Genomic DNA, 22,742 nt, shown 5'->3' with positions numbered 1-22,742 from the left:
TGTCGTTTCCTCTAAGAGGGGGCGGCTCTGTTGGCCGCTCCCCTCGTCCCTAGTCTTGGTGTGTCGCGATCAGGCCGCGGGCGGCCCGACCGTGATGTTCAGCGGGGCCAGGCCCTCGATGGTGACGACCATGGCGTCGCCCTCGACCACGGCGCCGACGCCGGCGGGGGTGCCCGTGTAGATCAGGTCGCCCGGCTCGATGCGGTAGAGGCCCGAGAGGTAGGCGACGATGTCGGCCACCGGCCAGATCAGGTCGGCGAGGTCGGCCTGCTGCTTGGTCTGCCCGTTCACCGTCAGCTTGATCTCGCCCTTGGTCGGATCAAAGCCTTCGCCGGCCTTCTGGATCAGGCCCAGCGGCGAGGACTGCTCGACGTTCTTTCCGGTGTCCCAGGGGCGGCCCTGGGCGCGGGCTTCCAGCTGCAGGTCGCGGCGGGTCATGTCCAGGCCGGTGGCGTAGCCCCAGACGTGGTCCAGGGCGTCTTCCACGGCGATGTCGCGGCCGGTCTTGCCGATGGCGACGACAAGTTCGGCCTCGTAATGAAAGTCCTTGGTCTTCTGCGGATAGGCGATGGTCGCGCCGTCGGGCACGACGGTCTCGGCCCAGGCGGTGAAGAAGAACGGCGGCTCGCGGTCGGGATCGCGACCCATCTCGCGGGCGTGGGCGGCGTAGTTGCGGCCGACGCAGAAGATGCGGCGAACCGGGAACTGCTCACCGGTGGAGGTGGCGGCCAGGACCGGCGCCTGGGGTTCGAAGATCAGGCTCACAGGTTTTCTTCCTTGTAGAGGTTCAGCTTTTCCTGGCAGGCCTTGTCGGAGTAGCCGAACAGGACGAGCTGGCTTTGGGCCTTGAAACGGACCGTCTTCCACGACGGGACGACGAGGATCTCGCGGGGGGCAAGGGCGATGGTCTCGCCCTCGACGACGGCCTCGCCCTCACCTTCCACGACCACGAAGATCGTGCCGTCGGTGGAGCGGCGGTCGCGGGTCTCGAACCCGGTCGGCATCAGCCGCACATGCGCCGAGATCGTCGACATGATCGGCCCGCCGTTGACGGGGTTGAGGAACTCCAGCGCGTGGCCCAGGTGCGGATCGATTTCCGCGCCCTTGGCCATGGCGTCCAGCGCCGGCCGCCACTCCGCATAGGGATAGTGGAACAGCGGCTGGTGGGCCGGACGGCGGTCGGCCGTATGCCCCTTCAGCGGACGCATGTTGCGGCCGTAGCGGTTGAGGCTGTCGCCGGCCGGGACCTGCTCGGGGAACTGGTCCTCGGCATAGCCCTCGGCGAAGCTGGCGTCGAAATGGCGGACGGTGGGGATGTCCAGGCCGTCGAGCCAGATCATCGGCTTAGCCGTCGGGTTGCCGTGGTCGTGCCACTGGCCGCCGGGGGTCAGAACCAGGTCGAAGGGCCGCATCACGGCCTTCTCGCCGTCCACCGAGGTGTAGGCGTCCTCGCCTTCCAGCACGAAGCGCAGCGCGCACTGGGCGTGGCGGTGGGCGGGCGCGATCTCGCCCGGCAGGATCAGCTGCAGGCCGGCGTAGAGGCTCGGCGTGATGCTCGACAAACCGCCGAGCCCCGGGTTTTCCAGGATCAGCACACGCCTTTCGGCCTGCTTGGCGCTGATCAGGTCGCCGGCCCGCATCAGGTAGTCCCGGGCGCTGTCATAGGACCACTTGTGGACCTTGGCCGGCGAGTCCGGCTGGGGCAGCACCAGGGCGCTCAACTTTTCCCAGAGCGGATAGAGGCCTTCGGGCTCCATCTGCTCGTACAGCGCCTCGAGCTGGCTGCGCTGGTCGTTGCGAAGCACCGTCTCCATCAGGCGGCTCCCGGCAGGCCGACATGCAGCAGGCCGCCTTCCAGCTTCACCGGGAAGGTGCGCACGGCGACCGAGCACGGCGCGCCGACGGCGGCGCCGGTCTTGACGTTGAACGTGCCCTGGTGGAGCGGGCATTCGATCAGCTCGCCGTCGAGGAAGCCGTCGGCCAGGCTGGCCTGGCCGTGGGTGCAGAGGTCGGCGGTGGCGTAGTATTCGCCGTCGACGGCGTAGAGGGACACCTTCAGGCCGCCGACCGTGGCGGCGGCGACGCCGAACTCTTCGAGGTCGGAGGGCGGAACGGCGGGCGCCCAGGTCAGCGCCACGTTGTCGATGACGTCGGTCATACGGGGTACACCAAGCTGTTGGGGAGCATTTCGGAGTCGAAGACCACCACGCGCTCGGCAAAGCGCAGGCGGCCCTCGTCGGCCACGATCAGGTCGTGGCAGACCGCCGACAGGACGATCTCCGAAGGCTTGTCGATCAGGGTCTGGACGAGCAGCAGGTTGTGGCGCGTGCGCACCCCGCCGGTCTCTTCGCCGACAATGCGCGGGGCGGTCGGGAAGCGACGGTAGTAACGCGGCGCGTACATCTGGGTGCGGGTCAGGCCCGTCACCCGGTCCTTCAGCATGCCGCGGCTTTCGGCCTGCATGGTGCTGAGGGTGTAGCCGGCCTCGAAGTTCTCGCGCGGGATCACCCGATAGAGGCAGTCCTGCATGAAGAACTCTGGCCAGTCGTGCAGCCGCACCTCGTCCAGGGTTGCGTAGTAGTCGTCATAGAGGTCGCGGATCGCATCGCGCGTGATCGCGGCCGGACGGTCGGTCAGGGTCGTGCTCACAGGCCCATCACCTTTCGCCAGTAGCGGTACATGCCGCGCACGGCCGTTTCGGTGACCTGGTGGTCGGTGCTCTCGATGGCCCGCCCGCCCATCTGCAGGATCATGTGCGCGTCGGGAGACGGGGTGGCGCCCTGCTGGGTCATCTCCAGCACCTCGCCATCGTCGGCCGAGACGAAGCCGGCCGGGCCGAAGAGGTTGGCCTGGCGCGTGCGGCGCAGGCGCATCTCCGGGGTGTCGTCGGCATAGCACCAGTGAGTCCAGTGGAAGTCGAACCCGTCCGGGCCCTTGGGCACGATCTGGCGCGTGGTCAGCGAGTTGACCTGCTGCTGCAGGATCACGCTGGGGAAGATGGTGATCATCCCCACGGTCTCTTCACCGGGGAACTCCTGCACCACGTCCATGACGCGGGGATCCTCGAGCACCAGGTCGCCCTGGAAGTTGCGGATGTCGGCCATGGCCTCGGTCTTTTCCTGCTCGCCCTTGCGCGAGATCAGGATGCCGTGGCGGCCCTCGTCGTCGATATCGACGGCCGACTTCTGGTCGGCGCGGAACAGGCCGAAGGTGGCGAAGAACACGTGCAGCAGGCCCGCGTGGTACGGGTCCTTGATGTTCTCCTGCATCTGCTTCCAGTTGGCCGGAATGTGCTGGCGGTTGTAGCCCAGCACTTCCAGCTTCCGGCCGTCATAGACGCGCGTGTAGTGCTTCCAGAACTTCTCGCCGAGATAGTCGCGGAAGGCTGGGGTCTCTTCGGAGAAGGTGGCCCAGACGACGCCGTTGACTTCCTCGACGCGCAGCTTGGTCAGGCCGTTCTGCTTCAGGTCGAAGTCGGCCGGCATGCCGCCCTGGCGCTTGACGCCCCGGCGGAACGGCACGCCCTGCAGGTCGCCGTTCAGGGCGTACGACCACTGGTGATACGGGCAGATCAGCTCCTCCGAATGGCCGAAGCGCGCCTGGCAGAACTTCACGCCCTTGTGGGCGCAGCGGTTCTCCACGACCGAGATCTCGTTCTCGGCGCTGCGCACCATGACGACCGGACGCTCGCCGAGGGTGGCGGTCTTCCAGTCGCCGACATTGGGGATTTCGCACTCCAGGCCGACGTACAGCCAGTGCGGGCCGTACCAGATCTTGCGCAGTTCCTCGGCGTAGATCTCGGGGTCGGAATAGACCCAGTACGGGACGGCGGCATCCGCATCGACGGGCCACAGGCGGCCTTCCGGGGGACGAACGGGGATGGTCATGGGCAGCTCCCAGACGGTGGTCGAAGCGGCGATCTCACGTCGCCATTGACCCTCACCCTGTCGTGGGTTTTGATCCATGTCAAATGCATTGCATAATATGCAACGCGAGAGGAAGCACACGCCATGGAACAACGCATCGTCGTAGTCGGCGCCGGACATGCCGGCGGAGCCGCCGCCATCACCTTGAGAGAATTGGGTTTTTCGGGAGCGATCACGCTGGTCGGCGAGGAGGCCGAGCCCCCGTACGAACGCCCCAGCCTCTCCAAGGAGTACCTGTCGGGCAAGGATGGCGCCCCCGTCTACCTCGCCGAGGAATCCCGCTGGGCCGAGCTGGGCGTCGACCTGCGGCTAGGAGTCGCGGCGGCCGCGATCGACCGCGAGACCCGCACCGTGACGCTCTCGGATGGAAGCGCCCTGCCCTATGACCAGCTGATCCTGGCCACCGGCGGCGCGCCTCGAGAGCTGCCCTTCCCTGCTCATCCCAGGATCTTCCCGCTGCGCACGACCGGCGACGCCAAGGCCATCGCGGCGGCGGCGAAACCCGGCGGCCGCGCCGTGGTGATCGGCGGCGGGGTGATCGGGCTGGAGACGGCCTCGACGCTGCAGGAGCTTGGCCTCACCGCCATCGTCATCGAGACCGGCCAGCGTCTTCTGGGCCGCAACGTGCCCGGAGACGCAGCCGACTGGCTGGCCGCCGCCCATGCCCGGGTCGGGGTGGAGATTCGCCTCGGCCGCTCGGTGGCCGCCATCGAGCCGGGCGAAGAGACGCTCACCGTGCGTCTCGACGACGGCCAAAGCCTGGAGGCCGACCTGGTGGTCGTCGGCATCGGCATCACGCCGCGCGCGGAACTGGCCGAGGCCGCCGGCCTGCCGGTCGGCGCCGGCGTGCTGGTCGACGAGGCCTATCGCTCGATCGGCGATGCGAACATCTACGCCATCGGGGATCTGGCCCTCCGCCGGTTCGGCGACGCGGCCGCGCCGCAGCGCATGGAGACCTGGGCCCACGCCCAGAGCTCGGCCCGCGCCGCGGCCCTGGCGATCCTGGGCCAACCGGCCGAAACGGAACCCACGCCATGGTTCTGGACCGCCCAGTGCGGCCACAACCTTCAGATCCTGGGCGATCCGGCCGCCGGCGACACGGTCGTGGCGCGCGGCGAGGCTGTGAGGCTCTACCTGCGCGACGGTCTCCTGGTGGGCGCGGCCTGCCTTGACCAGCCCCGCGACTTCGCCTCGGCTCGCCGCCTGATCGGCAAGCCACTGAAGGCCGAGCTGGCCGGGGATCCGGGAACGGACCTGCGCAAGGCGGCGGCCTGAAAACCCCTCTAGCTCGTCATCCCGGCCGAAGCTCCGCGCAGCGGGGCGTAGAGCCGGGACCCAGGGGCGGCCCGCAATGCCTCAGCCGCCCGCGCCCGGCGGTGAGTTCAGGCGCCGCGCCCAGTCCCCTGGGTCCCGGATAAGCGCTTCGCGCTTTCCGGGATGACGACGGATTGTGTGCTGAATTCCGACCTGGTCAAACCACCGGGCGGCGGCCGCCGATGGTGGTGGTCACCTGGTCGCAGACGGCGGCCAGGGCCCGGCGGACCTCGTCGTCGCGGTCGGGCACGAAGGCGTCGGTGGCCAGCACCGTGGCGGTGACGACGGCCTCGCCCTGCAGGTCGAAGATCGGCAGGGCCGTGGCCCGCAGGCCCGGGATCAGCGAGCCGGAGATCGCCGAATAGCCGGTCTGGCGCACGCGCCGGCGCAGGGCCTCGACGTCGACGGGCGCCAGGCCGCGCTCGGCCTGCGTCTCGCGCTCGACCATGTGGCGGGTGTGGCTTTCGGGACGGAAGGCCAGGAACACGTGGCCGGTAGCCGAGCGCAGCAGCGGCAAGGACGAACCGACCATCAGCGAGGTCGCCACCGGCGGCGAGCCCATGGCCCAGCGCACGACGATTGGCCCGCTGGGGCCCAGCGCGGCGATCTGCACCGTGCGGCCGGTCTCGCGCGAGAAGACGGTGATGGCCTCGTCTGCCTCGCGGAAGGCGTCGACCCGCGCCAGGGCGCCGAGACCCAGGCGCAGGGCGCCGGGGCCAAGGTCGTAGCGGCCGGTCGCCGCGTCCTGCCGAGCCATGCCCGAGGCGACCAGGCTGGCCAGGTAGCGGTGGGCTTGCGAAGCCGACAGGTCCGAGGCCTGGGCGATCACGCCCAGGGCGGCCGGGCCGTCCAGCGTCGCCAGCACGTCCAGCACCCGCAGGCCGATGCCGACCGACTGGATGCCTGAACGCTGCTTGGAATCCTGGTCGGTCACTGGCTGGGTCCTGCGCTGGGAAGCGATTGAACCCGATGATGAAACGCCAGGGCCCCGACTCGCAAGGCGTCGGGGCCCCTTAGGTGTTCATAGATGCGAACTGATCGCAGAAACTACTTCACCAGCGGAACCCGCATGGCCAGGACCTCGCGGCTGCGGCGGGTGATGCCGTACAGCATGCCCTTGTCGCTTTCGTCCCAGTCGATGGCCTGGCCCTCGGCCTCCATGCCGATGGTGTCGAGATGGTCGAGCACCCCGCCGCCCATCGGCAGCTGCATCACATAGAGCTCGGGCAGGTCGTGGCCGCTGAGATAGAGCCTGCCGTCCGGGCCCCAGCCGCCGCCGGAAATGCTCATCGGCTTGATCTTCTCCAGCACGCTGGCCGGCAGGGCCCAGGCCTCGAGGCGCCGCCACTGGTCGTCGAACTTGACCAGCGTGGTGTGGCGGTGGTCGCGCGGAGGCTCGCCGCCCTTGGCGTCGTAGTTGGCGAACATCGCCCACCAGGCGCCGTCGTGGCGGTCGACCCAGGTGATCGAACCCGTGCCCAGGCCCAGCGAGATGCTGCGCTTGTGGGCCAGGGTCATGGGGTCGAAGACCTCGACCGTGCTGACATGCGGCACAGCGGGGAAGTTGGAACTGGCGCAGACCAGCTCCCTGGCGATCACCGCGCACGAATTGATGTGCGGGAAGCGGGCCTTGTCGCCGGTCCACTCGGCGCGCTTCTCGCCGGTCTTCTTGTCGAAGCGGACGATGCGCCAGTTGCTGACGGAATAGACGTCGCTGGGTCCAGCGGCGGCGCCCTGGCTGGCGCCGGCGTCGTAGCGGCGGACGGTCTGCGCCTTGCGGGCCGGCGCCGCGGAGACCGCGGGAGCCTCCGCCTGCATGGCCAGGGCCGCGATGAGTTCCAGGATCATGATCGGTCTCCCTGCCTTCTCTCCTAGAAGCTGACCGCCGCGCCAACCCAGTAGGTGCGGCCATAGTTGGCCCATTCCTGCAGGTAGCCGCGACCGGGGCCGGTGACTTCCTGGCGGCCGGTGTTGGAGAGGTTCTGGCCCTCGACGAACACAGTGTAGTGGTCGGCGAAGCGCCAGGACAGGCTGGCGTCGAATACGTGGCGGCCCTTCCAATACTGGTCGGAATTGGGGTTGGCGTCGTTGATCGTCTCCAGCTGGCCGCCGATGTAGTTGTGCGAGATCCGGGCCTCGAACGGGCCGCGCTGGTAGTAGATCGACTCGTTGGTGGTGATCTCGGGCTGCTGGAACAGGCCGGTGACACGCGGGCCGGCCGAGGTCAGGAAGGTGAACTCGGTGTCCAGCCAGGTGACGTTGCCGTTGAAGCCGAAGCCGTCGAACGGCGCAGGCAGGAAGGTGAAGGCCTGCTGCACGGCGAACTCGACACCGTTGATCTTGGCCGTCTCGGCGTTGCGCGGGGTCGAGACCAGCACGGTCTCCGGACCCCGGCCCACATCGAGGGTCTCGGTCGAGCTCAGCGTGAAGATCTCGTTCTTGATGTCCTTGCTGAACACCGCCAGCGAGACCATGCCGTCGGTCGGATAGAACTCGACCGACAAGTCCAGCCCCTTGCTCTCGCGCGCCTTCAGGCCCGGATTGCCGCGCGACAGGGTCGGCTGGCTGCCGTCGAAGTTCAGGGTCTCGGTGGCGGCCAGCGAGCCGTAGTCGGGGCGGCCGATGGTGTTGGTCCAGGCGGCGCGGACGATCCAGTTGTCGGCCGGCTTCCACTGCACGTGCAGGCTGGGCAGCCAGTTGTCGTAGGAGCCGTCGTTGCTGGTGGGCGTCAGCACGCCGCCGGTGTTGCGGATGGCGCTGGACGAGACCTTGGTGTGCTCGTAGCGCAGGCCGCCCAGCACGGTGACGTCGCCGAACTGGTAGCTGGCCTGGCCGTAGCCGGCGTAGATGTCCTCGTCGACGCCGTAGTTGCCGGTGGGCGCGGCAGCGGTGGTGGTGAAGCGGTCGCGATTGGCCTTGAAGAAGGCCATCGCCTCGGCCGCGCCGATGCGCGGGTTCAGGCGGTAGCGGCCGGCGATCAGCTGGTCGGGACCGGACGTATCCACCTCGGCCAGGGTGTAGGTGAAGCCCGTGCCGGCGCGGTAGTTGACCTGGCTGTTGGTGAAGTCGCGCTTGGTCGAGCGCAGCACGCCGCCGACCTTGGCCTTCCAGGCGCCGTCGTCGTCGAACGCCAGGTTGAAGCGGGCCTGGCTGGTCTTCTCGTCGGTCTTGGTCAGGGCGTCACGGTGCTGCTGCAGCACGTAGTTGGCCGGATTGCGCATCGCCGCCTCGTTGGTCGAGGTGAAGATCGGGAACAGCGGGTTGGTCGTGTCGTAGGTGAAGCCGTAGTTGGCGCCCTGGGCGTCGACGGTCCGGAACTCCACCGAGTGGTTGGGCACCTCGAGGCCGGCCTGCGAGTAGACGAGGTCGCCGTCCAGCTTCCACTGCGGGGCGAAGCTCCAGGCGAAGCCCGTGCGGGCCATGCCGATCTCGCGCTTGGTGATCGGCTGGTTCAGCTGGATGATGCCGCGGCCGCGGGCGAAGCTGCCGCTGGTGGCGGTCTGGTTCGCGACGTTGCCCAGCGGCTCGATGCGGTACTCGATGCGCTCCTCGTCGTCCTCCATGCGCGAGAACAGGGCCGAGGCCTCCCAGCGGAAATCGTCGGTCGGGCGGTACTCGACCTTGCCGTTCACGCCGCTGCGCTGCTTGGTGTTGTTGTACCAGAACAGGCGAAGCTGGGTCGGCACCTGGATGCCGTTGCCGTTGGCCGCGCCCGACAGCACCGGCGCGCCGGCGGCGGTGTATTCGCGCACGCTGGGATCGGCGGCCTCGACCTGCGGGATGTCGTAGTCGAGCTGTTCGTGCGAAGCGCCGATGACCACGCCCCACTGGTCTTCCGAACCGAAGGTGCGGCCGGCGGCGAAGGCCAGGCGGTAGGAAGGCTTGTCGTTGCGCACGTCGCCGTGGCGCTCGTAGCTGCCATAAGAGGCCATGCCGTTGAAGAACGGCCGGCCCGCGTCGAAGGCGCTGCGGGTGGTGACGTTGATGACGCCGCCGATGGCGTTGCCGTCGTTCTCGGGCGTGACGGTCTTGATGACCTCCAGGCGGCCGGCCATCACCGAGGGCACGATGTCCATCGGCACGGTGCGGCCGCTCTCGTCGACCGAGGCCACCAGGGCGCCGTCGATGGTGGTGCGGTTGTAGGTCGAGCGCAGGCCGCGGATGACCGGGAAGCGCGGCTCGCCCTGGTCTTCCATCACCGAGATGCCGGGGATGCGGCGCAGGGCGGCGGCGGTGTTGTGGTCGGGCAGCTTGCCGATGTCGTCGGCCGAGACGACGTCGGACACCACGAAGGCGTCGCGCTTGACGGCGATGGCGGCGCGTTGGGCCTCGCGCTGACCGGTGACGATCACCTCCTCGACGGCGTTGGGCGCCTCGTCCTCGGCCGCGTGGGCGAGCAGCGGCGCCGACAGGGCGCTGGTGGCGAGCAGGCCGGCGATCAGGCGGCTGGCGGCGAACGGCTTGGACATGTGGACCCCTCTGGCAAACGCGAGGGGCGCTTAGGGTGACGCCGTGACACCGGCGCTACATTTGGATGTCAGTCGGAAACACGAAAGACGACAGTGCGGTGACGTCGCACGCCCAGATCGTCTGGAAACCGCTTTCCGTAAGGGTCACGCGCCGCTGGAGCGAGCGTGGCGCCCCGGCATCGGTCCCAGCCCATTTTTTGCCGGAAGGAGATCGCCGCTCGCCTGGCGCACAACCTATTCGCGGCCCGGCAACCGTGACAACCCGAGGCTGCATGAAGGGAATCGCCTTTCCGGTTGGTCCGGAGGGCCAGCGCAGGCCGGCCCTCCGAAGGTCTCACCAGCTGTAGCGCAGCGTCGCCGTCACCGTGCGGGCGGAGCCGAAATAGCAGCTGTTGTTGAACGGACAGGCCGAGATGTGGCGCTTGTCGAAAAGGTTGGCGGCGTTCAGCGCGGCCTCCCAGCCCTTCAGCTCGGTCTTGGCCGCGCCCAGGTCGTAGCCGACCAAGGCGTCGACCAGGATGAAGCCGTCGGTGTGGAAGCGCTGGAAGGTGGTGACGTTGTTGATCACCGCATAGCTCGTCGTGCCGTCCGAGCCGCCGACATAGCGCAGGCCGCCGCCCAGGCGCAGGCCCGCCGCCGGCCCCGTGGCCCGGCCTGCGCGGCCCAGGTCGTACGAGACGAAGGTCGAGGCGCCCCACTCCGGCACGCCCAGCTGGCGGGTGCCCGTGGTGGTCGGCGTGCCGCTGTTGGTGGCGGTGGCCGCGACGGCCGGCGCGCCCTGGGTGATGATCGCGTCGGTGTAGCTGAGCGCGGCCACCACGTTGAGGCCGCGCGAGACCTCGCCCCGGCCTTCCAGCTCGACGCCGCGCACCCGGACTTCGCCGATCTGGATCTGCGAATTGGCCGGGACGCCGTTCGTGCCGCCCTGCGGATCGGCGACCGGAACCTTGCGGCGCTCCAGCTGGTAGGCCGACAGGGTGAACAGCGCGGACGTGCCCTTTGGCTGGTACTTCAGGCCGCCCTCGAGCTGGCGTCCGGTGACCGGAACGAAGGCCTCGCCCTGCCAGGTCGAGCCGGCCTGGGGCTCGAAGGATTCCGAATAGCTGACATAGGACGCCAGGCCCGCGCCGAGGTCGTAGAGCCCGCCCAGCCGCATGGTGAAGGCGTTCTGTTCCAGCGTGCTGGAAGTGTTGTTCTTCTTGTTGTCGGTGACCTGCTCGTACCAGTCGTAGCGGCCGCTGGCGATCAGCTGCAGCCGGCCGATGGTCATCTGGTCCTGCGCGTAGAGGCCCTTCTGCTCGCGGCGGCTGTAGGTGTTCACATAGGCCGACGACAGGACCGTCAGGTCCATGCTGGGCAGCGTGCCGCCATAGGTCGGGGCGAACAGCGACAGGTTGGGGATGCTGGTCAGCGGATTGCTGGTCTGGCCGGTGTTGAACTGCTGGAAGTTCTCGCCGGTGATCTTCTGGTAGTCGAAGCCGGCCAGCACCTGGTGCTTGATCGCGCCGGTCTCGAAGCGGGCGCTGACCTGGTTGTCGAGGGTCAGGGTGTCGAAATCCTCGTCGGCGCCGCCGCCGCCCCGGATGATCGTCGAATAGTCGCTGTTGCGGGCCGCGCCCACGCCCGTGGTGGCGAAGCCGCCGACATAGAGCTGGCGGTAGGACAGCTTGTTGTTCTGGAAGCGGGCGTTCGAGCGGAAGGTCAGGTGCTCGTTGAAGTCGTGGCGGAAGAAGGCCGCCAGCGACCCGGCCTTGTGGTCGTAGCGCTCGTAGCCCGGATCGCCGGTGTTGATCTCGCGCGGCAGCTTGCCGAAGGGATTGGGCAGCACCGAGCCATAGGCCGGAACGCCCGAATAGCCGCCGCCGCTGGGCGAGCGCTGATAGGCGCCCACCAGCGTCAAGCTGGTGTCGGCCGTCGGTTCGAAGGTCACCATCGGGCTGACGTGATAGCGCTCGCTGAAGGTGCCGTCGGTCATGCCGTCGCCCTTCTGCCAGCCGGCCAGCACGCGGCCCAGCCACTTGCCCTGGCTGTCGAGCGGCGCGTTGACGTCGACGGCCGCCCGGCGGGTGTCGAAGTTGCCCAACTGGCCTTCGATGCGGCCGAAGCTGCCCTCCTCCGGCAGCTTGCTGGCCAGGTTCACGAGGCCGCCGGGCGTGGAGTTGCCGTAGAGCACCGAGGCCGGGCCCTTGACGATGTCGATGTGGTCGATCCGGTTGAAGTCGATCTGCGGCGTCGAATAGGGCCCGGCGATCAGGCGCATGCCGTCCAGGAACACGCCCGGCGCGAAGCCGCGCACCACCAGCTGGTCATAGCGCGTGACCATGCCGCCGCGCTGGTTGGGCGAGACGCCGGCGACGAAGCCCAGGGCCTGGTTGATCGACTGCACGTTGCGGCGCGAAAGCTCGTCGCCATCGATCACGGTGATGCTCTGGGGGGTCTCGATCAGGGCGGTCTCGGTCTTGGTGCCGGCGGCCGCGCGGCGCGCCTTCAGGCCGGTCACCTCGACCCGCTCGACGGTGTTGGAATCGGTGTCGGCGTCCTCGGCCCAGGCGGCGGTCGCGCCCAGTCCCTGCAGCGCCGCCGCGGCGGCGACGGTCACGGCCAGCCCTCGCAAGACCCCGGCGTTGGCGTTCGCGCCACGCGCGGTTTTGGAACGGATGACCATGAGGACTCCTCGTCAAGATTGTCGATAGGATTGATAATGAGTTGCAACTATCGAAACGAGTTGTTAGGCGCAAGCCAACTTTCGGAGGTTGCGTGAACAACGATCGATCAGCGAAACAGCCGGCCGCATGGCCCGGCGTCGCGCGGATGACCGCCCGCGCCTTCACCGCCCTGTTCGGCGGCTATGCGGCCGCCGCGGCGCTGGCCTCGCTGCTGGCCCGCCTGCTGCCGATCGCTCCGGCGGAAGCCTCGGCCTGGGGCATGATCCTGTCGTTCCTGGTCTTCGCGGGCCTTGCCCTGTGGGCCTTCCACGAGCGGCGCCTGGCGATCGTGGCCGCGGTGCTGTGGGGCTCGGCGCTGGCCGCCGGCGCAGCGGTGATCCTGCTGGGAGCCCGAGCGTGAACGTGCGACCGACCTTCCCCGCCCCTGCCCCGCCCGTGCGGGCCCTGCGCCAGTCGATGGCCTGGATCCACGCCTGGCTGGGCCTGCTGGCCGGCTGGATCCTGTTCGCCATGTTCCTGACCGGCACGGCCAGCTATTTCCGGCCCGAGATCACCCAGTGGATGCAGCCGGAGCTGCGCTCGGCGTCCGTACCCGCCGATCAGGCCGCCCAGGCGGCCATCGGGCACATGCAGGCCACGACGCCCGACGACCAGCAGTGGTTCATCTATCTGCCCGACGACCGCACGGCCGTGACCCGGGTGTTCGCCCGCGCCAAGCCCAATCCCGAGAAGCCGCCGGCCCGCCGCCCCGAACTGAAGCTGGACCCGGCCACCGGCCAGGCGCTGGAGGCCCGCGACACCCGCGGCGGCGAGCACTTCTATCGCTTCCATTTCCAGCTCCAGCTGCCGCACCCGTGGGGACGCTGGCTGGCCGGGGTCTGCGCCATGTTCATGCTGGCGGCGATCATCTCGGGCGTGATCACCCACAAGCGGATCTTCGTGGACTTCTTCACCCTGCGCTGGCGCAAGGGTCAGCGCAGTTGGCTGGATGCGCACAACGCCTCGGCGGTGCTGGCCCTGCCCTTCCACGCCATGATTACCTACACCGGCCTGATCACGCTGGTGGCGATGTATATGCCCTGGCCGGTGAAGGCCAACTTCGACAAACCCGACGCCTTCACGGCCGCCGCCTATGGCGCGCCGGCCGAGGCCAAGGCTTCGGGAACGCCGGCGCCGCTGCTGCCGGTCGGTCCGATGATCGAGGCGGCAGGACGGGCCTGGAGCGGCGACGCCCCGCGCACCGTGGTCATCCGCAATCCGGGCGACGCGGCCTCGACCGTCACCCTGCTGCGCGCCACTGGCGGCCGGCTGAACGCGCGGCCGGACTCGATCACCTTCTCCGGCGCGACGGGCAAGGAGCTGTCGCGCTCGCCCTCGCCCGGTCCGGCGATCGCCACGGCCGGCGTGATGCTGGGCCTGCACCTGGGCCATTTCGCCAGCCCCGCCCTGCGCTGGATCTATTTCCTGCTGGGCCTGACAGGCGCGGCCATGGTCGGGACGGGTCTCGTTCTCTGGGTGGTCAAGCGCCGCAAGCCGAACGCCGCCCCGTTCTTCGGGCTGAAGCTGGTGGAGCGGCTGAACATCGGGGCCATCGCCTGCCTGCCCAGCGGCATGGCCGCCTATCTGCTGGCCAACCGCCTGATCCCCGCCGACCTGCCCGGCCGCGCGGAGCTGGAGGTCAAGGCGATGTTCTGGACTTGGTTCGGCCTGGCCGCGGTCTCGCTGCTGCGCCCAGCCCGTCGCGCCTGGATCGAGACGCTTGGCCTGGCGACGCTGGCCTTCGCCGCCCTGCCGGTGGTCAACGCCGTGACCACCGACCGCGGACTGCTCGCCAGCCTGCGCACCGGCGACTGGCTGTTCGCCGGCTTCGACCTGGCCATGCTGGCGATCGCCGCCCTGTGCGGCCTGGCCGCCTTCAAGGCCTCGCGCAAGCCGCAGCCGCCCAAGCAGAAGGCGCCCGCCCGCGCGCCCGCAACGGCCAGTTCCAAGCCGGCGCCGGTCAAGGAGAGCGTCGATGCCCTATGAAAGCGGCCTGATTAGCTTCGCGGCCTTCACCTGCCTGGCCCTGGCCATGAAGAAGCATAGGTCGGGGCTGGAGCCCCTGGCCCTGCCTTCGGAGCGGATCCTGCGGGTCCTGGGATGGTGCCTGCTGGCGCTGTCGGCCGCCGTGGCCGTCTTCCGGCTGGGACCGGCCTTGGGTGTCACCGTCTGGGTCGGCCAGATGTGCGTGGCGGCCGCCCTGCTGGTGCTGCTGCTGTCGTGGCGGCCGAAGGCGGCGACGGCGCTGGCGGGCGTCGGCCTGATCTGCGCGCCGTTCCTCGCCTTTCTCTGATCGGCTGATCAGAACCGCCGCCGGACGGCCACCTCGACCGTGCGCGGCTCGCCATAGATCATCGAGGTGGCCGTCACCGCCGGGGTGATCGCGCCGCCGCCGGCCGCGTAGACCTCGTCGAAGAGGTTGCGCACGGCCAGCGTCAGGGTCAGGTCGTCGCGGCGGGGCGGTTGGACGGTGAGGCCCGCGCCGGCGACGGCGAACGCCTTCTGCATGCCGTTGCTGTCGTGCGCGCGCTCGACATAGCGCACCCGCCCGCTCTGGAAGAGGTCGCCCCACAGGGTCCAGCGCCCCCGCAGATCATTGTCGACCAGCCGCCAGTCGGCTGTCAGCCGCGCCGTATAGGGCGGTGAATAGGAGAACCGCAGGGAGCCCGGATCGGTCGGCGTCAGGCCGGCCAGCAGGGTCGGCACGGTCAGGGCGGTGAACCGCGCCTCGGTGAGCGTCGCCGAGGCCGACAGCGTCAGACGCCGCGTCCACTGGCCGCGCCAGCCCAGCTCCAGGCCGCTGATCGTCGCCGAGCCGGCGTTGATGATAAGGTTGGGCGGGTCGTTGGCGGCAATGCCGTCGCCGTCGAAGTTCTCGGCCGGAAACAGGGCCCGCTGGATGTCGCGCGACCAGCCCCGGAACAGGGCCGCGTCGATGCGATGGCGCCAGTCGCCCGCGCCGCCGGCCCATTTGAGACCCAGCTCGACGTCGGTCAGGCTTTCGGGCGCATAGACCTGATAGGCCTCGAGCAGCGGCCCGAAGTTGGGCGCATTGACCCCGCCGGCTCGGTAGCCCCGACGGCTGACGGCGTAGAGGGTGAGGTTCGGTCGCCCGCGCCAGGTCAGCCCCAGGGTCCAGGTCGGCGCCGAGGACTGGGCCCGGCCGGCCTCGCCGCAGGCGGCCTCGGAGATGTCGGCGGCCGGGGCGGCCACCCGCACCTGACAGGCGCTGGAGACGTCTCGGGTGTAGCGCAGGCCGGCCTCCACCTCGAAGCCCGCGCCCAGACGCCGCGTGGCGTCGAGGAAGCCGGCCAGGCTCTCGCCGCGCCGGTACTGGAACTCGACGCGGGCGGGGTTGGTCGGGGTCACCACGCTGGCCCACAGGGTGCGCTGCACGCCGACGGGCGCGGTCGACATGTAGAACAGGCCAGCCTGCCAGCCGCCATCCTGATCCCCGCCGCTGGCCCGCACCTCCTGGGTGAACTGGCCAAGGTCGATGTGGCGGACGATCTGGTTCAGCGGCAGCGGCGAGCCGTCGCTGTCCAGGGCGCTGTCGAGCACGCTGCGCCGATAGGCCGTGACCGAGCGCACGTTCAGCCCGCCCTCGCGCCAGTCGAGCCGCAAGGTGGCCCCGTCGTTGCGACGGTCCGAGCGCGGGGGAAGGTCGATGTCGGTGGCGCGGGTCCCGCGCGCCCTCTGCCGGGAGAGAGCGATGTCGATGTCGCAGCCGGCCATGCCGCAGTCGAAATAGGGCGCGGCCTCGGGCGTGCGGCCGTTGCCGCCGCCAGTGACGTCCGGCGGATTGGGATAGCTGCCCGACAGGATGGCGGCGCTGCCGGTCTCCCAGGCCCGGAACCCATCGAGCACCAGAAGGGCCGACAGTGGTCCGGCAGGCTTCCAGGCCAGCGACAGGCGGACGGCGGCCTGGTCGCGGTCGTCGAGGTCGCCGCCGGCGCCAAGGTTTTCGACCACGCCGTCGCGCTTGAGGCCGTAGGCGGCCAGTCGCACCGCCACCGGCGCGCCTGCCGTGGTCAGGTCGGCGGCGGCCTCGATCTCGCGCAGGCGATAGGAGCCCGTCGCACCGCGGACATAGGCGTCACGTCCTGGCTCGTTAGTGTGGATCAGCAGCGCGCCGCCGGTGGTGTTGCGGCCGAACAGAACGCCCTGCGGTCCCCGCAGCACCTGCACTTCCGACAGGTCGAACGACGGCAGGATCGAGCCGTTGTTGGGCAGCGGCGCCTCGTTGACATAGGTGATCACCGACAGCGCGGAGTCCCCAGCCGTGGCGCGACGCTGGCCGCGGATGACCAGGGTGGGCGTCTCGACCGAGACCTGGCCGGCGGCGGTGAGGCCCAGCGCCGCCTGGCGTAGCGCCAGGGTTCCGTCGCCGCCGAGGCGCTCCAGATCATTGGCGGACACCGCCGCGACCGAGGCGGGCACGTCGATCAGCCGCTCTTCGCGGCGGCGGGCCTGGACCAGCACGGCGTCCAGCGGCTCGACGGCTTGCGACCTGGCGTCGGGCTGGCGCGGATCGGGCGTTCGGACGGCGGATCTGGCGGGCGGCGCGGCGACGGGGGTCAGGGCGAAGGCGCGCGGGCCGATGCGGCGCGCGGTCAGGCCGCTGCCCCGCAGCAGGCGCCTGAGGGCCTCCTCGGGCTCGGAGAGGGCGCGGCCGCCGGGCGTGCGCAGTCCCGCCACGGCCTGGGGCGCGAACAGCACGTCGACCCCGGTCTGGGCGGCATAGGCCTGCAGCGCGTTCTCGAGCGGACCGGCCGGAACGTCGAAACGAAGGGGAGCCGCCGGCGCCGCCGGGGCCTCGGCCAGCAGCGCCAGGGCCGCGAAGGCCGGCGCCACGCGGCTAGTCGGCCGTCGCACCGGTGTCCTTGGCCGGCGAAAGCACGATCGAGCCGTCGGCGGCCTCGCCGAGGGTCAGGCCGTGGATCACGGCGACCGCGCGGGCGAAGGCAAGCGGGTCGTCGCCGCCGAAGGCGCCGCTGAGCTTGAGGTCCTTGGCCGAGCCGCGCACGACGATGCGGCGCCCGCCCCGGCGGTTGATCTCGGCGGCGGCGTCGGAAAGCGCGTCGCCTTTCAGCACCAGCCGGCCGTCGCGCCAGGCCGTGGCGGCGGCGACATCGGCCGACGAGACCGCCTCGCGCCCCTGCCCGTCGGCCGCCAGCACCTGGCCCGGCGCCAGTTCCACAGGCTGCTGCCCGCCGCTGACCCGCACCCGGCCGCGCAGCAGCGCGACCTCATAGGTCTTGGCGGCCGGCGCCAGGTCGACCTCGAAGGCCGTGCCCAGGGCGCGCACGACATGGCCGCCGCCGCTGACCTGGAACGGACGCGAAGGATCATGGGCGACGTCGAAGAAGGCCCGGCCATCGGTCAGAACGATGTCGCGCGAGCGTCGGTCGATACGGGCGGTCAGCCGCGCGCCGCCGTCGAGCACCACGCGCGAGCCGTCGGCCAGGACCACGGCGCTGCGCTGCCCGGGTGCGGCGGCGAAGCTCTGTTCGGAAGCGCCCGCGCGCGTCCAGGCGAAACCGCCCAACCCCGCCAGCACGGCGACGCCGGACAGGCCGGCCGCCATCAGCGCGAAGTTGCGGCGCGCGTTGCGCGCCTTGCCCTGCGCGAAGGTCGCGCGGGCCTGGGCAAGCTCAAGATCGAGCCCGCCGGCGGCGACGGCGTCGTCGAGCGCCGTCTCGACCTCGGCCATGGCGGCGTAGGCGTCGACATGCTCGGCGTCGGCCTTGAGCCAGGCGGTCAGCGCGGCCTCGTCGGCGGCGCCCCAGCCCGGCGCGCGCCGGCGCTCATGCCAGTCGGCCGCGGCGTCGTAGACGTCGGCCAGGCCGTCATTGGCGGGAACCGGGCTCATGGACGGCGAACCCGTCGGGTCAGGTGGGCCATGGCCCTTCGCACGTCCTTCTCCACGGTGCTGATCGACACCCCCAGGGCGTCGGCGATGGCCTGATGCCTCAGGCCGTCGATCCGGTAAAGCAGGAACACGTGGCGGGTTCGCTCGGGCAGGTCGGCCAGGGCCTGGCGAACCTGCGTCAGGGTTTCCCGATCGATCAGCGTCTGTTCGGGCGTGGCCGGAACCTGGGCGGCGGCGTCGTCCTCGATCTCGGGCGCGGCCAGGCGGCGCACCTGCTGGCGACGGGCGCGGTCGCGGATCAGGTTGGCGGCGGTCTGGAAGAGATAGGAGTCCAGCCGCTCGACGCCCTCGTCGGGCGGGCGACGGGCGAAGCGCAGGAAGACCTCGTGCACCAGGTCGTCGACATCGGCCCCGCCGCCGATGCGCAGGGCGATGAAGCGGCGCAGCATGCCCTCGTGCCGGCGCACCACCTCGTCGATGCCGCCCGGCCTAAGCTCGGCTATCGCCGACTGACTGAACGCGGACTGTCCGGACACCTCGTTCTCCCGCTCTGGGGCCGGGCTATTCGAACTTGGCCGCCAGACGATGGCGGAACCGGCGCCGAGACCGGCGTTTTGGCCGCATCGCCGACCATTTAATCAGCACGCGCCCAATTTGCGCGCAGCTTGACCAGGCGCGCACCAGGCGACCCGGAGACGAAAAAAGTCGTAAGGGCGACCTCCCCTCGCCCGTCTTGCGGCCCGGAACCGAGCTTCTGGCCGGTCCTCAACGAAGGGGATGAACTTGAACCGCACTGCCTTCCGCACCCTCCGCCGCACGGCCCTGGCCACCAGCGCCCTGGCCGCCCTGGCCGCCCTGGCCAGCGCCAGCGCCCACGCCCAAGAGGCGCCGGACGCCGCCGTCGACGAGATCATCGTCACCGCGCTGAAGCGCTCGACCAGCCTTCAGGACACCCCGCTCAGCATCTCGGCGGTCGGCGAGGCCCAGCTCAGCCGGATCGGCGCCACGGGCATCAACGACTACTTCCGCCAGGTGCCGAACCTGTCGCTGGACGGCGGCACGCCGTCGAACCGCCGCATCACCCTGCGCGGCGTGCGCAGCGCCGGCGAGGCCACGACCGGCCTCTATTACGACGAAACCCCGCTGACCGGCCCCACCGGCACCACCCAGGACGCCGGCTCGACCACGCCGGACATCAACCTGTTCGACGTCGAGCGCGTCGAGGTGCTGCGCGGCCCGCAGGGCACGCTGTACGGCTCGGGCTCGATGGGCGGCACCCTGCGGGTGATCTTCAACAAGGCCGACACCAACGAGTACGCCGGCGCGGTCGAGGCGCAGGCGACCACCACCAAGAACGGCGACGGCGGCTACTACGGCAAGGGCATGGTCAACGTGCCGCTGGTGCAGGACAAGCTGGGCGCGCGCCTGGTGCTCTACCGCGAACAGCGCGGCGGCTATGTCGACAGCGTTCCGCTGAACAAGCAGGACATCAACGGCTCGACCGCCAGCGGCGGGCGCCTGATGCTGACCTACACCCCCACCGAGAACCTGACGATCCGCACCACGGCGGCCCTGCAGAACGAGGAAGTCGACGGCCAGGCCAGCTGGTCGGCCGCCGCCGGCCGCTACAAGTCCGACCGCAGGACGATCGCCCAGAGCAACTCCAAGCTGGCGCTCTACAACGGCACCGCCGAGTGGAACCTCGACTTCGCGACGCTGACCGCGACGTCGTCGTACTACAAGTGGAAGATGCTGCGGAACAGCGACTGGACCAACAACATCGCCAACAACCGCACCAGCAGCGCCGCCTGCGGCCGCTACTTCGGCCTGTCGGGCACGACCTGCTCGAGCAGCCAGCTGTCGCAATACACCGCCTGGGCCGACTCGCGCGGCCCGGCCGTCTCGTGGCAGCCGATGAGCCTGGAGACCTGGACGCATGAACTGCGCGCCAGCGGCAGCCTGCTGGAAGACAAGCTCGATTGGACCGGCGGGGTCTACTACGAGACCCGCAAGGACCACGTCGACAGCATCCAGACCCGCGCCGACGCCACGACCGGCATGGCCATCCAGCCGTTCGACGCCCTGGGCGCCCGCTACATCGACAACGACGTCAAGCAGACGGCCTTCTTCGGCGAGCTGTCGTACCACGTCACCGACGCCCTGACGGTGACCGGCGGGGCCCGTCGCTTCGACTACGACAAGACCGTCTCGGGCGCGGTGACCATCGGCAACGTCATCTCCAACTCGCCGGTCACCGCCTTCAGCCAGGTCGACGCCAGCGCCAAGGGCTGGGTCCAGCGCGTCAACGTCAACTACGAGGTCAGCAAGTCGCTGATGGTCTACGCCCAGGCCTCGAAGGGCTTCCGTCCGGGCGGCGCCAACAACATCCCGGGCCTGACCACGGGCCTCGTGGCCTTCGCGCCCGACAGCCTGTGGAACTACGAGGCGGGCGTGAAGAGCGACTGGTTCGACCGTCGCCTGACCGTGAACCTGTCGGCCTACCAGATCGACTGGGACAACATCCAGGTGCAGGCGCAAGCGAACGTCGGCGCGAACTTCTTCATCATCACCAACGCCGGCGCGGCCCGCATCCGCGGCTTCGAGCTGGAAACCACCCTGCGGCCGATGACCGGCCTGACGCTGAGCAGCGCCATCGGCGTGTCCGACGCCAAGCTGACCGAGGACATGACCAACTCGTCGGTGACCGTCTCGGGCTCGACGGGTCTGGCCGGCGACCGCCTGCCCTTCGTGCCCAAGTTCAGCGGCTCGGTGAACGCCGACTACACCTGGCCGATCGGCGAGGGCCTCAACGGCCTCGTGCACCTGGACGCCAGCTACACCGGCAAGACCGCCTCGCAGTTCCGCCCGACCTTCGTCTACTACGAGAAGGTTCCGTCCTACGCGGTGGTCGGCGCGCGCGTCGGCGTCGAGGGTGAAGGCTGGGGCGCCTACGCCTTCGCCCAGAACCTGACCAACTCGATGGGTCCGGTCTCGATCACCTCGGCCGCCGGAGCCCTGGACCAGGTGGTCAGCCTGACCCCGCGCACCCTGGGCGTCATGGTCCGCCGCACTTTCTGATCCCGCTCATCCGTACAGAGATCATCGCATGAAAACCCGCATCGCTTCGGCGGCTCTCGCCGCCCTCCTCTGCGCCGCCGCCGCGCCCGCCCTGGCCCAGGAAGCCGCCAAGCCCGCCGCCCAGGTCGACTTCGGCAACGTGCGCCCGCCGCAGCCGACCTCGCCCTACACCAAGCAGGCCAAGGCCCTGATGGCGTCCAAGGCCTTCAAGGCGGCCAAGGCGAGCCTGGCCGCAGGCTACGAGCAGACGGTCGAGGACATCGTCACCCTGACCGAGATCCCCGCCCCGCCGTTCGGCGAGGCCGAGAAAGGCAAGGCCTACCTGGCCATGCTGGCCAAGGAAGGCCTGACCGACCTGGAAACCGACGCCGCCGGCAACGTCATGGGCCTGCGCAAGGGTGCGGGCGGCGGCGGCCTGCTGGTCGTGGCCGCTCACCTCGACACCGTGTTCCCGGCCAGCACCGACGTGAAGGTGCGTCGCGACGGCGACAAGCTCTACGCCCCCGGCATCGGCGACGACACCGTGGGCCTGGGCTCGATCCTGGCCATCCTGCGCGCCATCAACGCCGCCGGCATCCAGACCAAGAGCGATATCCTGTTCGTCGGCGACGTGGGCGAGGAAGGCCCCGGCGACCTGCGCGGCATGAAGGAGCTGTTCTTCAAGGGCAGGTACAAGGACAAGATCGACGCCTTCATCTCGCTGGAGCCCAGCGGCCCCACCGTGATCGTCAACGGCGGCGTCGGCTCAAAGCGCTACAAGACCACCTTCAAGGGTCCAGGCGGCCACAGCATGGGCGACTTCGGCACGGTGAACCCGGCCTTCGCCCTGGCCGACGCCGCCCGTCAGTTCGGCGAGCTGAAGGTCCCCAGCGACCCGCGCACGGTCTACAACATCGGCCTGCTGGAGGGCGGCACCTCGGTCAACTCGATCCCGTTCGCGGTGTCGATGACCGTGGACATGCGCTCGTCGGGCAAGGCCGAGCTGAAGGCCGTCGAGGACGCCTACCTGGCCATCCTGCCCAAGGCCGTCGAGGCCGAGAACGCCGCCCGCTCGACCAAGCGCGGCGTGATCAGCCTGGACAACAAGATGGTCGGCGACCGCCCGGTGGGCGAGACCCCGGCCAACTCGCCGTTCGTGCAGCAGCTGGCCGCCGTCGGCGACGCGCTGGGCAAGCCCATGGGCTATGTGGCCGGCTCGACAGACGCCAACATCCCCATGAGCCTGGGCAAGCCGGCGGTGACGCTGGGCGCCGGCTTCGTGACCTTCCGCGGCCACTCGCTGGAGGAAGGCATGGAGGTCAACAAGGCCCGCGACGTCGAGAGCATCGCCACCACCATGGCGCAGATCCTGATGGTCGCCGGCGCCAAGTAGAGGCCC

Annotated in this window: 17 protein-coding genes and 1 pseudogene; 6 read left to right on the top strand and 12 right to left on the bottom strand. The window is 69.8% G+C overall.

The window, feature by feature from the left end; all coding sequences use genetic code 11:
* Window positions 1-69: 69 nt before the first annotated feature.
* The 5 genes from ACODR1_RS16035 to ACODR1_RS16015 are packed head-to-tail and all read right to left on the bottom strand — an operon-like array spanning window position 70 to window position 3,887.
* Entirely contained in the window at window positions 70-765 is a 696-nt protein-coding gene (locus ACODR1_RS16035) for a fumarylacetoacetate hydrolase family protein (protein WP_165255588.1), read from the bottom strand.
* Window positions 762-1,814 (bottom strand): gentisate 1,2-dioxygenase, encoded by a 1,053-nt coding sequence (gtdA, locus tag ACODR1_RS16030; protein ID WP_488881340.1) that lies wholly within the window; start codon window positions 1,812-1,814, stop codon window positions 762-764. The genes ACODR1_RS16035 and gtdA overlap by 4 nt, the downstream gene beginning before the upstream one ends.
* Window positions 1,814-2,158 (bottom strand): non-heme iron oxygenase ferredoxin subunit, encoded by a 345-nt coding sequence (locus ACODR1_RS16025; protein WP_488881339.1) that lies wholly within the window; start codon window positions 2,156-2,158, stop codon window positions 1,814-1,816. The genes gtdA and ACODR1_RS16025 overlap by 1 nt, the downstream gene beginning before the upstream one ends.
* The gene (locus tag ACODR1_RS16020) at window positions 2,155-2,649 is read right to left on the bottom strand and encodes an aromatic-ring-hydroxylating dioxygenase subunit beta (protein ID WP_488881338.1); all 495 of its coding nucleotides are present in this window, start codon (window positions 2,647-2,649) and stop codon (window positions 2,155-2,157) included. Before ACODR1_RS16020 ends, ACODR1_RS16025 begins: the two co-directional genes overlap by 4 nt.
* On the bottom strand, window positions 2,646-3,887 hold the full coding sequence (locus ACODR1_RS16015; RefSeq protein WP_488881337.1) for an aromatic ring-hydroxylating dioxygenase subunit alpha: 1,242 nt from the start codon (window positions 3,885-3,887) through the stop codon (window positions 2,646-2,648). Before ACODR1_RS16015 ends, ACODR1_RS16020 begins: the two co-directional genes overlap by 4 nt.
* Before the next feature lie 123 nt (window positions 3,888-4,010).
* Here ACODR1_RS16015 and ACODR1_RS16010 point away from each other — a divergent pair, with 123 nt between their 5' ends.
* Window positions 4,011-5,201 (top strand): NAD(P)/FAD-dependent oxidoreductase, encoded by a 1,191-nt coding sequence (locus ACODR1_RS16010; protein ID WP_488881336.1) that lies wholly within the window; start codon window positions 4,011-4,013, stop codon window positions 5,199-5,201.
* A gap of 196 nt (window positions 5,202-5,397) precedes the next feature.
* Here ACODR1_RS16010 and ACODR1_RS16005 read toward each other — a convergent pair whose 3' ends face one another.
* The 4 genes and pseudogenes from ACODR1_RS16005 to ACODR1_RS15990 form a co-directional block, all read right to left on the bottom strand.
* Window positions 5,398-6,174 carry an IclR family transcriptional regulator gene (locus ACODR1_RS16005; protein ID WP_488881335.1) on the bottom strand — a complete coding sequence of 259 codons (777 nt, stop codon included), beginning with the start codon at window positions 6,172-6,174 and terminating at the stop codon, window positions 5,398-5,400.
* Window positions 6,175-6,287: 113 nt separating this feature from the next.
* Window positions 6,288-7,058: a hypothetical protein gene (locus tag ACODR1_RS16000; RefSeq protein ID WP_488881356.1), complete on the bottom strand. Its 771-nt coding sequence runs from the start codon at window positions 7,056-7,058 to the stop codon at window positions 6,288-6,290.
* A gap of 53 nt (window positions 7,059-7,111) precedes the next feature.
* Window positions 7,112-9,682 (bottom strand): annotated as a pseudogene (locus ACODR1_RS15995) (TonB-dependent receptor); the annotation flags it as partial.
* A 361-nt stretch (window positions 9,683-10,043) separates the two neighbouring features.
* Window positions 10,044-12,374: a TonB-dependent siderophore receptor gene (locus tag ACODR1_RS15990; RefSeq protein ID WP_488881334.1), complete on the bottom strand. Its 2,331-nt coding sequence runs from the start codon at window positions 12,372-12,374 to the stop codon at window positions 10,044-10,046.
* 146 nt (window positions 12,375-12,520) lie between these two features.
* On the opposite strand from ACODR1_RS15990, the gene ACODR1_RS15985 reads away from it, so the two are divergent.
* The 3 genes from ACODR1_RS15985 to ACODR1_RS15975 are packed head-to-tail and all read left to right on the top strand — an operon-like array spanning window position 12,521 to window position 14,707.
* Window positions 12,521-12,775, top strand: a complete 255-nt coding sequence (locus tag ACODR1_RS15985; protein ID WP_488881333.1) for a hypothetical protein — start codon at window positions 12,521-12,523, stop codon at window positions 12,773-12,775.
* Window positions 12,772-14,400, top strand: coding sequence for a PepSY-associated TM helix domain-containing protein (locus tag ACODR1_RS15980; RefSeq protein ID WP_488881332.1), 1,629 nt, complete (start codon window positions 12,772-12,774; stop codon window positions 14,398-14,400). The genes ACODR1_RS15985 and ACODR1_RS15980 overlap by 4 nt, the downstream gene beginning before the upstream one ends.
* On the top strand, window positions 14,390-14,707 hold the full coding sequence (locus tag ACODR1_RS15975) for a DUF3325 domain-containing protein (protein ID WP_488881331.1): 318 nt from the start codon (window positions 14,390-14,392) through the stop codon (window positions 14,705-14,707). Before ACODR1_RS15980 ends, ACODR1_RS15975 begins: the two co-directional genes overlap by 11 nt.
* 8 nt (window positions 14,708-14,715) lie before the next feature.
* Here ACODR1_RS15975 and ACODR1_RS15970 read toward each other — a convergent pair whose 3' ends face one another.
* Genes ACODR1_RS15970 through ACODR1_RS15960 form a run of 3 tightly spaced genes read right to left on the bottom strand, consistent with a single transcriptional unit; the run spans window position 14,716 to window position 18,822 of the window.
* Window positions 14,716-17,289 carry a TonB-dependent receptor gene (locus tag ACODR1_RS15970; protein WP_488881330.1) on the bottom strand — a complete coding sequence of 858 codons (2,574 nt, stop codon included), beginning with the start codon at window positions 17,287-17,289 and terminating at the stop codon, window positions 14,716-14,718.
* Window positions 17,273-18,286 (bottom strand): FecR family protein, encoded by a 1,014-nt coding sequence (locus tag ACODR1_RS15965; RefSeq protein WP_488881329.1) that lies wholly within the window; start codon window positions 18,284-18,286, stop codon window positions 17,273-17,275. The genes ACODR1_RS15970 and ACODR1_RS15965 overlap by 17 nt, the downstream gene beginning before the upstream one ends.
* Window positions 18,283-18,822, bottom strand: a complete 540-nt coding sequence (locus ACODR1_RS15960) for an RNA polymerase sigma factor (RefSeq protein WP_488881328.1) — start codon at window positions 18,820-18,822, stop codon at window positions 18,283-18,285. Before ACODR1_RS15960 ends, ACODR1_RS15965 begins: the two co-directional genes overlap by 4 nt.
* A gap of 247 nt (window positions 18,823-19,069) precedes the next feature.
* Between ACODR1_RS15960 and ACODR1_RS15955 the strand changes: the two genes are divergently transcribed.
* Both ACODR1_RS15955 and ACODR1_RS15950 read left to right on the top strand, forming a co-directional pair.
* Window positions 19,070-21,364 carry a TonB-dependent receptor gene (locus ACODR1_RS15955; protein ID WP_488881327.1) on the top strand — a complete coding sequence of 765 codons (2,295 nt, stop codon included), beginning with the start codon at window positions 19,070-19,072 and terminating at the stop codon, window positions 21,362-21,364.
* Between the two features lie 28 nt (window positions 21,365-21,392).
* Window positions 21,393-22,736: a M20/M25/M40 family metallo-hydrolase gene (locus tag ACODR1_RS15950; protein ID WP_488881326.1), complete on the top strand. Its 1,344-nt coding sequence runs from the start codon at window positions 21,393-21,395 to the stop codon at window positions 22,734-22,736.
* Window positions 22,737-22,742 lie beyond the last annotated feature (6 nt).

The sequence above is a fragment of the Caulobacter sp. FG7 genome, assembly GCF_057808875.1.
This window is presented reverse-complemented; position numbering and strand designations above follow the sequence as displayed.